Here is a 14,541-nt window from a genome sequence, read left to right as displayed (position 1 = left end):
CTCTTCTATTTTAAGTAAAAATAAAGCTTTTCATAAAAAATCCACTCTTGTTGGGAGTGGATTTACTTTGATATGATATTTATTTTAGTGTTTTGATACCCATATTCCACAGGGTAAATGCATATTTATCGGCAGTTTCATTAATCACCACCTCTGTGGAACGTCCTGCACCATGTCCAGCCTTGGTTTCAATCCGGATCAACACAGGACGGTCACATTTTTGTTTTGCCTGTAGTTCGGAGACAAATTTATAAGAATGAGCAGGTACTACACGGTCATCATGGTCTCCCGTAGTAACCATTGTAGCAGGATAACAAACCCCATCTCTCACATTGTGGACAGGCGAATAACCTTTTAAGTAATCAAACATCTCTTTACTATCCTGAGCAGTCCCGTAATCATATCCCCATCCTGCACCTGCAGTAAAAGTATGGTAACGAAGCATATCCAATACCCCTACTGCCGGTAAGGCTACTTTTGCAATCGTAGAATTGAGTGTTATCGTAGCACCGACAAGCAATCCGCCATTTGATCCGCCAGATAAAGCGGTATAATCTGGTGATGTATAACCATTACTTTGCAGATATTGAGCTGCTGCAATGAAATCATTGAATACATTTAACTTGTTGAACTGGCGGCCACCATCATGCCATTTTTGTCCATATTCACCACCACCACGTAAATTAGCAACAGCATAGACACCACCATTTTGAATCCAGTTGGCTGTAGACACACTGAACGCAGGACTCAAACTGATATTAAACCCGCCGTAACCATAGACGATAGTTGGATTTTTACCATCCAGTTTCAGACCTTTTTTATAAGTGATGATCATCGGTATCTTCGTGCCATCTTTTGACGTATAGAACACTTGTTTCGATTCAAATTCATCTGAATTAAACTTTACTTTTGGCTTAATGTAAACCTCAGATTGTCCATTGTCGACATTAAATTTGAAGCTTGTAGTTGGGGTGATATAGTTAGAAAAACCGTAATAAATCGTTTTCTCTTTTTTCTTTCCTGAAAATCCTCCGGCACTACCAACACCAGGTAATTGAATCTCACGAATCTTTTTACCTGTATAGTCATATTGTTCAATAACAGAAATGGCATCTTTCAGGTAATTGGCAAATAAATATCCACCTCCGGTCGACACATTCAATACATGCTCCGTCTCCGGAATCACATCAACCCAATTTTTAGATTCAGGTTGACGAATATTCATTTTCACCAATTTATTGTTAGGTGCATTTAAATTTGTCTGTACATAAAAGGTGTCACCATCATTATCGATGATATTGGTACTGCTCGCAAAACCACTTAAAATATTCACAATTTTACTACCTGGCTTAGACAGATCCTGTACATACAGCTCATTGCCTGTAGTCGTATTGGCAGCAGAAATAATCAAAAATTTCTCGTCGTCCGTGAGATAAGCGCCAATATAACGGCGAGGAACTGCAGTACCTCCAAAAATCATTTTGTCAGTAGACTGTGCCGTTCCCAGTTGATGGAAGTAAACCTTATGCTGATCTGTTTTTTCAGATAATTCTGAGCCTTTCGGTTTATCGTAACTAGAATAATAGAAACCGGTATTTCCTTTCCAAGCGATACCTGAAAATTTAATATCGATCAAAGTCTCCCCGATCTGTTTTTTATCTGCGGTATTCAAGATGATGACTTTTCTCCAATCCGAACCACCTTCCGAGATCGAATAGGCCATCAAGCTTCCATCTTTTGAAAAGCTCACATCTGATAAAGATGTTGACCCATCTTTAGAAAATGTATTCGGATTTAAGAACACTTCTTCTTGTCCACCTTTATTCGATTTTCTATATAAGACAGCATGCTGCTGTAAACCATCATTTTTATAGAAATAGGTATAATCCCCCTCTACAAATGGTGTTCCCACTTTTTCGTAATTCCAGATATCTGTCAATTGTTTTTTCAACTGATCACGATACGGAATCTGAGCTAAATAATCATAGGTCAATTTATTCTGTGCAACAACCCAAGATTTGGTGTCACTCGCTAAATCATCTTCTAACCAACGGTAGGGATCAGGAACTGATTCTCCAAAATACTGATCCACTACTTGACCCTTCTTTGTTTCTGGATATTTCAATTCTTGGGCATTTCCTACATGTGCGGACGACATAGCGATTACTGTTAAAATTAAACTCAGTTTTTTATTCATATTTTTTGAAATGAGGTTATAAACAAATTTAATAAATTAATCAGATGTTTAGCCTGATTAAAAAAGAATTAGATTGTTCAAGATTTTTACAATCTAAATTCGTTTATTGCAAAAAATACCCGATTTTACGGAAGCAAAAACGAAATACCGAATGATACATAAATTATTTTTTACGCTGAGCGTATGGGCTAGTATCCAAGTCACGACAACATATGCACAAAGTCATGCAGCGTTACCCATCCAGCAGTACCGAGTGACAGAAACAAAAATAAATGATCTGATTCACACCAAACTGGATGTAAAGTTTGACTATGCCAAGCGTTACCTCTATGGACAAGAATGGGTAACACTAAAACCTCACTTTTATCCCACAGACTCTCTCCGCTTGGATGCAAAAGGAATGGATATTAAAGAAGTTTCTTTACTGCATGATCAGCAAAAAACAGCCTTAAAATATAACTATGATGGTGAGTCGATGCTGATCAATCTGGGAAAAACATTTCAATCCACAGATCAATACACGATCTACATATCATATGTAGCTAAACCGGATGAACTAAAAGCAAAAGGAAGTGCCGCCATTAGTGATGCCAAAGGTCTTTACTTTATCAATCCAGATGGAAAAGATCCAAATAAACCGATCCAGATATGGACACAAGGAGAAACAGAAGCTTCATCCGCATGGTTTCCTACAATAGATAAGCCGGCTCAAAAAACGACATCGGATATTTCGATTACTGTCCAAGATCAATATACCACATTATCCAATGGTGCATTAACAAACCAACAGAAGCATGCGGATGGAACACGAACAGATACGTGGAAAATGACACAAGCTCATGCTCCATACTTGTTTATGATGGCTGTTGGTGATTTTAAAATCACGCACGATCATTACAAATCGATTCCTGTAGACTATTATTTGGAGCCAACGTATGCTCCATATGCTAAAGAAATATTTGGAAAAACACCAGCGATGATGGCCTACTACAGTCAAGTTTTAGGTGTAGAATACCCATGGAATAAATATGCACAAGTAGTCGCTCGGGACTATGTATCTGGAGCGATGGAAAATACAACCGCAACATTGCATGGTGAACCTGTGCAAAAGACTTCCCGCGAACTATTGGATGATAATGAGGAAGGAACCATTGCACATGAACTCTTTCATCAATGGTTTGGTGATCTTGTGACAGCTGAGTCCTGGTCCAATTTAACGATGAATGAATCCTTTGCAACCTTTGGTGAAGTCATCTGGCATGGTCATGATGGCGGACAGGATAAAGAAGATAAATCTCGTTTTGAAAAACTGCAAAGCTATTTAAGATCTACTAAAAATGGTAAAAGTCAAACACTGGCGCGTTTTTATTATCATGATAAAGAAGATATGTTTGATAATGTATCCTATTCCAAGGGTTCTGTAATTTTATATGCATTAAAAAATCAAATGGGTGATGCTGCTTTTTACCAATCGTTACAAAAATATCTGACAGACAATGCACATAAAACCGGAGAAACCCATCAGCTCAGGCTAGCTATGGAGGAAATCACAGGAAAAGATTGGAGCCCCTATTTCAATCAGTGGTATTATCAAGGTGGGCACCCCATCCTTGATATTCAATATACCTATGAACAAGGAATGCAAAAAATAGTAATTAAACAGGTACAGGATAGTACGGTACAAACCTTCAGTTTACCTTTAAATATTGATTTTTATACCGCAAATGGTAAAGAGACAAAGGCTATAGTGATTAATCAACGTAGTCAGGAATTTAGCTTTCCCTTTGCTCAGAAACCAAATTTTATAGATTTTGACCCTGCAAAGATCTTAGTAGGAGAAGTTCGGGACAATAAAACACAAACTGATTATAGCTATCAATATAAATATGCACCTAGCTACTCTAACCGCAATCAAGCTGTTAGTTATGCCCTGTACAATAAAAACAAGGAAACGACTCAACTTTTAGTGGCTGCATTAGATGATCAAGAGGAGGAGCTTCGAGCAATTGCTATTCAAGGATTGGATTTATCTGACCCTAGCATCAAGAAAATGGTGGAATCAAAAATTATAGCCATGGCTCAGCAAGATGTTAAAACAAAAGTTCGTGCCTCAGCAATATTTGCTTTAGGAAATAGTGGTGATCAAAAAAATCTACCTATAATTGAGAAGGGGTTAAAAGAACAGTCTTATGCCGTCATCAGTGCTTCCTTGTATGCGATTAAAAGATTAGCACCCTCAAAATTAGACCGTTCCATTGCTGCTCTCGATTCTGAAGCAAAAACATATTTAGCTACCTTGATTAAAAAACTTAAAAACAACTCGTAAAAAGAAGAGTTTCAATTCGGTACTTCCACAACAAACGACATCTGCATAGTCAGGATAGATGGATCGCACCTATAGCCTTGTGAGGTATCGAGTAAAAAAACTAAAACGAATGCACGTGTTTTCACAGACCCTGTCACGTCAATTGTAAATAAACAGACAGATCTAAGTTTGAAATCCGAAGTGATTTAGGTAGTTTTGACCACATGTCAACAGCAAAAAATATCTATTTCGCTTCGGATTTTCATTTGGGTTCTTATCCTCAAAGTAAATCCAAAGAAAGAGAACGTCTGATCATATCCTGGCTCGACCATATTAAAGCAGATGCATCAGAACTTTATCTGGTGGGCGATATTTTTGATTTTTGGTTTGAATACAAGACCGTCGTTCCAAAAGGGTATGTACGTTTTCTTGGCAAACTGGCCGAATTGGTTGATCTAGGAGTCAAATTGACCATTTTTAAAGGTAATCATGATATGTGGATGTTCGATTATTTTAAGGAAGAGCTACAAGCGACCATCATTGATGACGAACTCCTGATAACACGAGATCATAAATCATTCTATATTCATCATGGCGACGGTCTAGGAGCAGGTGACTATAAGTATAAAATCTTAAAAAAATTTTTCCGCAGCAGCATCTGTCAATGGCTTTTTGCCCGTTTACATCCCAATTTAGGTATTGGTATCGCTTCCCGTTGGTCAAAGCACAGCCGACTCGCTAATCACGAAGATGAACAATTTTTAGGTGAAGATAAGGAATGGTTGATTGGTTACGCGAAGGAACTGGAAGCTAAAGAACATCATGATTTTTATATCTTTGGTCACCGTCATTTATCTTATGACCGGAAACTTTCTGAAGGAAGCCGTATTGTAAATCTGGGCGAATGGATGAATGAGCATACATATGCGATCTGGAATGGTCACGAACTCCTACTTGAAAAATGGACGGATTAAAAAAAAGTTTACGCGATTGTTTATTGAATTATTATCCACTGGAGGAAGAGGATATCCTTGCTATTGAAGCAATCACCACCGAGGTAAATATCCCACGCAATACGATTATCATCGAACAAGACAAACTACAACATGATATCTACATCCTCTCATCTGGATTAGCCCGTGTGTACTATGAAGTACCCAATAGAGAGATAACATTAGATTTTAATGATGCTGGATGCATGCTAATGTCCATCAATACCTACGCAAGGAATGAACCCGGCTATGAGAATATCGCTATAGTGGAAGATGCAACTTTATTCAAAATAAATTCTACAGCGTTATTTAAGTTGTATGAAGAGAATATTCGAATCGCTAATCTGGGAAGAAAAATCGCCGAATATGAATTCATCAAAATCGAACAGAGAGCGATGTCCAAACTTTTCAATACTGCGCAAAGTAGATATATGGATCTCCTATCCAAATACCCGACTTATATCAACCGCATCAAATTAGGTTATATCGCTTCCTATTTAGGGATTTCTCAAGTTACATTAAGTCGTATTCGTGCCAGCATTCGCTAATTTTTTAACATAGGTAAAAAATAATTTCATGAATTGTAGCCATCTTTGCAAAAAAATAAGGTTATGAATTGGATATTATTAGTATTGGGCGGACTATTCGAAATTGGATTTACGACTTGCTTAGGAAAAGCGAAACAAAGTGAAGGCTCTGCCATGTATTTGTGGTACTTTGGATTTGTCGTTTCTTTATTTTTAAGTATGGGTTTATTGATCAAGGCAACTCAAACCTTGCCATTGGGTACCGCTTATGCGGTATGGACAGGAATTGGCGCCGTAGGTACGGTTTTGATCGGTATTTTTTTCTTTAAAGAACCTGCAGATTTCTGGCGCATATTCTTCATTTTCACTCTTATTGCATCTATTGTAGGTTTGAAGGCAGTTTCTTCACATTAAGCAATAGAACTATTATAAAAACGACAAAATTTCTTTACTTTTGTAAGCTTAAAAGCTCATGCGCATGTCGCGGAGTTTGAATAATGTGAATTATGTTAGAAAAATTACAGGCGATAAAAGAAAGATGGGAAGAAGTGGAGGCTGAATTAGGCAATCCAGAGACCATCAAAGATATGAAGCGTTTTGCCAAATTAAATAAAGAATACAAAGATTTAGGCAAAATTGTAGATCAATACCATATTTACCGAAATATGGTGAGCAATATCGAAACCAACAAAGATATCATCAGCAATGAGAAAGATCAAGAGCTTCGCGATATGGCGAAAGAAGAGCTTGATGAATTATTAGGTGCAAAAGAAGAGAAGGAAGACGAAATCCGCATGATGCTTGTTCCTAAGGATCCTGAGGATGATAAGAATGCGATTATCGAGATCCGTGGTGGTACAGGTGGTGATGAAGCCGCATTATTTGCTGGAGATTTGTACCGTATGTATACCCGTTTCTTTGAGACAAAAGGCTGGAGAGTTGAGGTAATGGATGTTACTGAAGGAACTTCAGGCGGTTACAAAGAGGTGATCTTGAAAGTTATTGGGGAAGATACTTACGGACAGTTGAAATATGAGTCTGGTGTACACCGTGTACAACGTGTTCCTGATACAGAAACGCAAGGGCGTGTACACACTTCCGCGGCATCTGTTGCTGTTCTTCCTGAGGCTGAAGAAGTGGATGTTGACATTAACCCAGGTGATGTCGAGATGCATACTTCACGTTCTGGTGGTGCAGGTGGACAAAACGTAAATAAAGTAGAAACAAAAGTACAATTGACACATAAGCCTTCGGGTATTGTTGTCGTTTGTCAGGTAGAACGTTCACAATTGGCAAACCGTGAGTTGGCTATGGAAATGCTTCGTACTAAACTTTACGAGATCGAATTGAACAAAAAGAACGGTGATATTGCTGCAAAAAGAAAAACTTTGGTCTCTACAGGTGATCGTTCTGCAAAAATCCGTACTTATAACTACCCTCAAGGAAGATTTACAGAGCATCGTATTGGTATGACAACATATAATTTGCCAGCTATTTTGGACGGTGATATTCAGCCAATTATCGACGCATTACAGTTTGCTGAGAATGCCGAAAAGATGAAAGACGGAGCCGTAGAGTAGTTTTTTTTAAAATAATATTAGCAAATAAAGAAATAAACGCTATATTTGCACACCTTCAAGAGAGAAGGTAAACGGTCTGGTAGTTCAGCTGGTTAGAATACATGCCTGTCACGCATGGGGTCGCGGGTTCGAGTCCCGTCCAGACCGCTAAAAATAGAGAGTAATCTCGAATAGTTCTTTAACAACATTTAAAATTTGGTCCGGTAGTTCAGCTGGTTAGAATACATGCCTGTCACGCATGGGGTCGCGGGTTCGAGTCCCGTCCGGACCGCCAATTTTAAATAAATCTTTACATTTTTCGGTCTGGTAGTTCAGCTGGTTAGAATACATGCCTGTCACGCATGGGGTCGCGGGTTCGAGTCCCGTCCAGACCGCCAAAAAATAGTAAAAACGGTCCGGTAGTTCAGCTGGTTAGAATACATGCCTGTCACGCATGGGGTCGCGGGTTCGAGTCCCGTCCGGACCGCTGGAAAAAAAAGCTTTCAATGCAAATTGAAGGCTTTTTTTGTTTATATCCAGGTTACACTTCCGCACAAGCTGATGGCCCCCTACCCGATCTACAGCCAGCACCTCAACTTATGATAACAGCCTGACCAATTTTTTTATTTCGAATCAATCGTAGTCAGACCTATCACATGTCGCCAGTTCCACTTATGTTTATTCAATAGCTGAATACCAACATGATCCCATATCCAGATAAATTCTTACTATTTCGATCAAAGCAATCACGATCCTTTCGTATCTATACTTGTCTATAAAAGAGAAGCCCTGGTATACGCGATATACCAAGGCTTCTCTACTGTTATATCTCAAGCTATTATTCTGCGCTCACAGCGAATTCTGCTGCCGCAGCAAAGTCTTGTCCATTTTGAGAACTCAAGGCTGTAAAACGAATAAAACGTCCCTTAACTGGCTTTGCTAAAGTTATCGTCTTCGGTTTTCCATTATTCTCAAAATTTCCTTCCGCTACAGGATCACTCCAATTTTTACCATCGGTGCTCACCTGCAATTTATATCCTTTGATGGCACCATTACCACCACCTTGACGCGGCGTATAGGTAAACGCTTTGATGGTTTTAATGGCATTCGCATCAAAATCTACCCAATGTGGATATTGCGCCACTGTAACCGAATACATCGAGTGCCATATGGTACTCGGATCTCCATCTAATAAATGAGACGCTTCGCCCTCTCCTGTTTCTTGACTAGAAGCAAAAATCACCTGCATCGGGATACTTTCAATCTTAGGAAATTCAAAAGAAGCTTTCAATTTTTCATATCCCTGAGCCCAAGCAGTTACGATACCGCCCTCACGCAAGTTGACAGGAGCTTTGTATAGCTGTGGTTTTCCTTTACCAATTGTGTAGTATAATGCTGCCGATGCCTGCTCACTTGCAATATGTAAATCACCATTACGACTTCTCGAAACTGAGATGGGCATATCGCCAGCTGGAGCGACTTGAGATTTTTGACTATAATCTTGATTGGAAATAGGGCGAATGATAAATCCAAATGATGTCGATTTGGCTTTGACACGATCTTGCTCTAATGGAGGTCCTTGTCCACAACTATTTCCACCTAAACCAGTAACTGCAGCATCGATATGCAAATGTGTGCCCGAGCTTTTGGGTAATTTATGGGGGTGACTCGCTAACGTTAATTCCATCTCACTCCAAGGTAATGCCGAAGTTGTCATATGGTCTTTAGCAATAAAGACCACACCACTTCCTGCTGCATCTGTTAAAGCAGTCCAGCGCACCTCTTCATTATTGCTCATACTTTGTGGATTGGGCCATGGCACAAACTGATCTTTAACAGTGCTCTTGTGCAGTTCAATATTCTGTGCAGTTTTACGATCTGCATAGTTATTGATAGGACCTCTGCCGTAATAGGTGTAGTTGCTATACTGCTCCGGCAACTGCATACTATATCCTAATCGCGCCAATGCAAGTGTTTCATCATTAGAAGTAACATTTGCCGCTAATTCGAGGGAACCATCTTGATAGACCGTCCAAACCTGATTGGTTATGAACTTAAAGTCATGGGCACCAAATGGTCTATCTTTATGCTCTTCTACTGTATATGTACCTGAAGTACCACCCTTGATAGTCGACGCATGAGGAGCTTGCGATTCTACCATAAATGATAGGACGATCGCTCCATCTGCTCTTGTGTAGATCGAATTGGATAACGCTTTATGTTTTAGATCATGTAATCCTTTTTGAAACCACTGTTGATAAGCCCAATTGTCATTGTCCACAGGTGCACGATAGGCGTCTAATTTAGGTCCCTCCCCATCACGGATAACTTGTTTGCCGGCATAAGTCAGACTATATATACTTCCATTTTCAGTATCAAATTTGATAACGAAATCAGTGCCTTTAACAACTTTTAGGTTTTGCTCGTCAGCGATCTTCAATAGCGCTTTTGTTTGAACCTGTGCAATAGATGATCTCTGTGCTGCTGTTTTTACCAACAACTGCTCTTCCATTTGTACATATCCTTTAGCAGCCCACAATTGATCTTTTGCTAATAAAAACTGTACTTTAACAAAGTATTCAGACTGTTTGTTGAATTTTTGAATATCAAAAGGTAAGGTAATCACCCTTTTCTCACGTGCAGCGATTGCACCAGCTATGGCTACTGCGACAGGTTTTTGTACTTCTACCCCATTTTCATATAAAGACCAGACGATATCATAATCAGCCAAAGAAGTAAAATAGTTCTTATTAAAGATTTCTATTTTACCCTGTGCTATATCAAGAGCTTGTACACCTACATTCTGATAGACTTTCTTCACTTCATAATATTGCGGCTTAGGTTTCATATCAGCGAAAACCAATCCGTTATTGACAAATGTGCCATCATTTGGCTTATCTCCAAAATCACCACCATAAGCCAGGAATTTTTCCCCAGATTGCTTATCATAATAATACATGGCTTGATCGATCCAATCCCACGTAGCTCCTCCCATAAAGAAATTAGTGGACTCTATAGCTTCCCAATAATCGATCAGATTACCTGATGCATTTCCCATTGAATGGGCATATTCAGAAATGTGGAATGGATATTTCATTTTGAATTGACCCTTTACAGCCTGACGCACCCATTCTATGGAAGGATATTGGTTAGAACCGATATCAACAATGCTATTATTTCGTTCATATTGAACAGGACGCGAAGTATCAAACTTTTTAATCGCATCATATGCCGCTACAAAATTCTTTCCGGGACCAGCCTCATTTCCTAATGACCATAATACAATGGACGGATGATTTACATTAGCGTGGACCATCTCCAGATTGCGCGCGACGTGAGCATTCTTCCATTCTGGGGGATGTGATAGAGAAGCATCACCATAATAGTATTCATGGCTTTCAATATTAGCTTCATCTTCCAAGTATATACCATACTTATCACAGAGATAATACCAATATGGATCATCTGGATAGTGCGAATTACGAACATGATTAATATTCGCTTGTTTCATCAAGATGATTTCTTTTTCCATCTGTTCATGGGTCACGACTTTTCCTTTCTCCGGATTAGACTCATGGCGGTTGACACCTTTAAGTTTTACAGTCTTACCGTTTACATAAAAATAGCGACCAGCTAAACCAAACTCATCATCCGACGCTTTTGTATCTTTGATTTCTACCTTACGGAATCCAACATATGTTGAAGATGTTTCTAGTGTTTTATTTTTACTATCCTTCAATTCGGCCACCAAAGTGTAACGGTATGGACGCTCGGCTGACCATTTGTTTGGATTTGCAATCTGCAAAGTAGCATGGACAAGAGATGAGCTATTGGGATTGACATCGACAACATTACTCGAAACCAGATTGGATTGAACAGCCTTATTGACGTCGCTATACAATTCATTTGCATACAAGCTATAGGTTATTTTCAATCCTTTCGCAATCTTTTTGCCTTTATTCAGAATTTCAGACTTGATCGTCAACGTTCCATCCTGATAATGGGCGTCCAGATCAGGAATAGCAACTAAATCACGGATTTGAACTTTCGGTTTTGATGTCAATGCCACCGTTCTAAATATTCCAGGTAGGCGAAACATATCCTGTGCTTCTATAAAAGAAGCATCTGAATTACGATATACTTCAACAGCAACTACATTTTCTCCTTTTTTATTCAAGTAATCCGTGATATTGAAAGAAGCTACATTGCGTGAGTTTTTTGAAAAGCCCACATATTTACCATTGATCCAGAGGTAGAAAAATGAATCCACACCATCAAAATTGATATAGATATCACGGCCATCCCAATTTGTAGGTACGGTAAATGAGCGTCTGTATGATCCAACTTCATTGCGATATATATAAGTTGTCCAATGCTGTGGAGGGGTACGCATCACCCCGCCGCGCCAATCATCTACTTTGACCTGATGCTGAAATATGACAGGTTGATTCACATAAATAGGCACACCGTATTTGAGTGTACCATTCTTTTGAATACCGGCAATGTTCCAACTCATCGGAACTCCGACATTATCCCAAGAAGAAACGTCAGTGTTAGGATCAGAAAAATTTTTAGGTCTTTCTTCTGGAGTCTTTACCCAATTAAATTTCCAAGTACCGTTAAGGGATTGCCAATATGAGCTATTTTCGGGTAATACCTGACGTGCACTATGCGCATCTTGGAAGGAGAAAAAATAAGCATGTGGCTGCTCTTTATTGAGCGCTAGATCTTGTGGTGATTCCCATTCTTTTCCTGTGGGAACAGTTTCGGCCCCGTAACGAAAGCCCGCGACGGGATCTCCGATTTGCGCGTTCGATTGGAAGGTCGATGCCAATAAAACTGCCATGAGACAGCTTATCCGCATAGATAATGATTTGATCATATTGAATTATTAAATAGAGGTTGTATACAAAAATATAAGCAATATAATGAAATACAAGTCGCGACAATTAATCATTCGATTGCGTAATATTTCCATATATAAATGAAACTGTTTCAGTTACTTCAAAAAAAAAGCTAGAATATACGGATCAAAGTAAAAGAGCTTGCTATCCAATGTAATCTTCACGCATACCAAAACGCTCTTTTTTTCGTTTAAAAAATTTACGCTTATCAAAAAAAAAGAGTAGGTTTGGCCTGAAGTAGAATAGTTTTTTCTACGAAACATCATAAATATTAAACTCGTTGGGTTACTATTAGTTATATTAAGGTATTAATAGGTGAGTAAGATCAGTAAATCAAATAAGCTCGAGAATGATGAGCAAATCATAGCCGGTATTCAATCGGGTAGTCGTATTGCACTTGATGCAATATATGACTTGTACTACCCGTCTATTGCCCATATGATTGCTCAAAATAACGGAAGCGAAGATGAGGCAAAAGATATCTTTCAAGAGGCCGTTATCGTGCTTTATGATAAGATTTCAAAAGGTAATTTTGAATTAAGCAGTAAGCTTAAAACTTATCTTTATTCGATTTGCAGAAGACTTTGGCTTAAGCAGTTAAATCGTGCAGGCTTTGGTTCAGTAGATATCCGGGGTTACGAAGATTCACTACCGGATAACGATGATATCGAGCAACATCAGGAGCTTGATAAAAAGTTTGATCAAATGGAACATGCGATGTCCCTTTTAGGAGAACCTTGCAAAACCATCCTTCATGATTTTTATATTCAAAACCACTCGATGCAGGATATCTGCGAGAAGTTTGGATATACCAATACAGATAATGCCAAAACTCAAAAGTATAAATGCCTGCAAAGATTGAAAAAACTATTTTTCACGCAATAACGAAATAGCATAACAAACAATGAGTATGATGAGTCAACAAGAATTTTTTGAATTAGCAGATCGCTATCTCAGAGATGAAATGGTAAAAGAAGAACGTTCTTCTTTTGAATCTTTCTGTGCAGAAAATCCTTCTTTCTCGGCGCAATTAACCCAGCACCGTGAATTTGTTAATAATTTGAAAGCAACTCAAGCTCGTGTAGATTTTAAACAGCAACTAGCACAAGTTGCTAAAGGATATCACAAATCCCACCATCAAGCTCAGGTGATCCCGATGAAACAAACAAAAATTGTTTCTTTATGGGCCAAATTGAAAGCAAGTTCACTCGTGGCAGCAGCTGTGGCTGTAGTAGCCGTATTTTCTACTTTATGGATTTCAGGTTACTATAAAAACATTGATAAAGCCAACACAGATTATAGTGCATTAAAACGCGATATGAACAATGTGAAGAAAGATGTCAATGAACATAATGCTGCACTTAAAAATATCAACAATAAATCTACAAAAGCAAATGAAGCCTCAGCTAGCCAATTTGGAGCCACAGGTTTTATGGTTTCCAATAACGGTTATGTGGTGACAAATTACCACGTAGTAAGCGGTGCCGATTCTATTTATTTGCAAAATAATAAGGGAGAATCGTATAAAGCACAAGTGATCCATTCAGATGCAGCCAATGATTTAGCGATCCTATTGATAGAAGATGCTAGCTTTAAAAAAGGCAAGGCACTCCCTTATACGTTTAAAACCGGAGCATCTGATTTAGGTGAAGATATTTACACCATCGGTTTCCCTCGTGATGAAGCCGTATATGGCCAAGGATATTTGAGTTCTGCAACAGGATATGCAGGAGATACCATCGCGTATCAAATCTCAATTCCGGTGAATCCAGGAAATAGTGGCGGTCCAGTGATGGATACAAAAGGTAATGTTATCGGAATTATCTCTGGTAAACAGAGAGGTATCGACGGAGCTGCTTTTGCGATCAAAACAAAATCAATCTTAAAAGCATTGGATGAAATTCCGGCAGACTCCCTACAGGGTCAGGTAAAATTGAATAAGAAAAACATGCTTTCTGGACTTTCACGAACAGAACAGATCAAGCGAATACAAGATTATATATACATGGTAAAGGTGTATTAATTAACAATCAGGCATATAAAACAGAAGGGATCAA

General features: G+C 38.7%; 9 protein-coding genes and 4 tRNA genes. 11 read left to right on the top strand and 2 right to left on the bottom strand.

The features are described 5' to 3' along the window. Window positions 1-79 precede the first annotated feature (79 nt). Window positions 80-2,197, bottom strand: coding sequence for a prolyl oligopeptidase family serine peptidase (locus B3P23_RS11530; RefSeq protein ID WP_293926086.1), 2,118 nt, complete (start codon window positions 2,195-2,197; stop codon window positions 80-82). A gap of 151 nt (window positions 2,198-2,348) precedes the next feature. On the opposite strand from B3P23_RS11530, the gene B3P23_RS11525 reads away from it, so the two are divergent. The 9 genes from B3P23_RS11525 to B3P23_RS11485 all read left to right on the top strand — a co-directional run bounded on the left by B3P23_RS11525 (window position 2,349) and on the right by B3P23_RS11485 (window position 8,067). Then, window positions 2,349-4,523 carry a M1 family metallopeptidase gene (locus B3P23_RS11525; RefSeq protein ID WP_293926083.1) on the top strand — a complete coding sequence of 725 codons (2,175 nt, stop codon included), beginning with the start codon at window positions 2,349-2,351 and terminating at the stop codon, window positions 4,521-4,523. 203 nt (window positions 4,524-4,726) lie between these two features. Further along, window positions 4,727-5,476, top strand: a complete 750-nt coding sequence (locus tag B3P23_RS11520; RefSeq protein ID WP_293926080.1) for a UDP-2,3-diacylglucosamine diphosphatase — start codon at window positions 4,727-4,729, stop codon at window positions 5,474-5,476. Next, complete coding sequence (locus B3P23_RS11515) at window positions 5,464-6,042, top strand: Crp/Fnr family transcriptional regulator (RefSeq protein ID WP_045755766.1); 579 nt, start codon at window positions 5,464-5,466, stop codon at window positions 6,040-6,042. The genes B3P23_RS11520 and B3P23_RS11515 overlap by 13 nt, the downstream gene beginning before the upstream one ends. 63 nt (window positions 6,043-6,105) lie before the next feature. Next, on the top strand, window positions 6,106-6,435 hold the full coding sequence (locus tag B3P23_RS11510; RefSeq protein ID WP_045755767.1) for a DMT family transporter: 330 nt from the start codon (window positions 6,106-6,108) through the stop codon (window positions 6,433-6,435). A gap of 92 nt (window positions 6,436-6,527) precedes the next feature. Further along, window positions 6,528-7,601: a peptide chain release factor 1 gene (gene prfA / locus B3P23_RS11505; protein WP_045755768.1), complete on the top strand. Its 1,074-nt coding sequence runs from the start codon at window positions 6,528-6,530 to the stop codon at window positions 7,599-7,601. A gap of 73 nt (window positions 7,602-7,674) precedes the next feature. Further along, window positions 7,675-7,748: transfer RNA gene (locus tag B3P23_RS11500), tRNA-Asp, on the top strand. 50 nt (window positions 7,749-7,798) lie between these two features. Then, window positions 7,799-7,875, top strand: a tRNA-Asp gene (locus B3P23_RS11495). A gap of 26 nt (window positions 7,876-7,901) precedes the next feature. Next, window positions 7,902-7,978, top strand: a tRNA-Asp gene (locus B3P23_RS11490). Window positions 7,979-7,993: 15 nt separating this feature from the next. Then, window positions 7,994-8,067 (top strand) — tRNA-Asp (locus B3P23_RS11485). 351 nt (window positions 8,068-8,418) lie between these two features. Here B3P23_RS11485 and B3P23_RS11480 read toward each other — a convergent pair. Then, window positions 8,419-12,426 (bottom strand): glycoside hydrolase family 2 TIM barrel-domain containing protein, encoded by a 4,008-nt coding sequence (locus tag B3P23_RS11480; RefSeq protein WP_293926075.1) that lies wholly within the window; start codon window positions 12,424-12,426, stop codon window positions 8,419-8,421. 373 nt (window positions 12,427-12,799) lie between these two features. On the opposite strand from B3P23_RS11480, the gene B3P23_RS11475 reads away from it, so the two are divergent. Continuing rightward, window positions 12,800-13,369: an RNA polymerase sigma factor gene (locus B3P23_RS11475; protein WP_045756072.1), complete on the top strand. Its 570-nt coding sequence runs from the start codon at window positions 12,800-12,802 to the stop codon at window positions 13,367-13,369. Between the two features lie 25 nt (window positions 13,370-13,394). Continuing rightward, entirely contained in the window at window positions 13,395-14,507 is a 1,113-nt protein-coding gene (locus tag B3P23_RS11470) for a trypsin-like peptidase domain-containing protein (RefSeq protein ID WP_248754860.1), read from the top strand. The last annotated feature ends 34 nt before the right edge of the window (window positions 14,508-14,541 follow it).

The sequence above is a fragment of the Sphingobacterium sp. UBA6320 genome (assembly GCF_002440335.1).
GTDB lineage: Bacteria > Bacteroidota > Bacteroidia > Sphingobacteriales > Sphingobacteriaceae > Sphingobacterium.
This window is presented reverse-complemented; position numbering and strand designations above follow the sequence as displayed.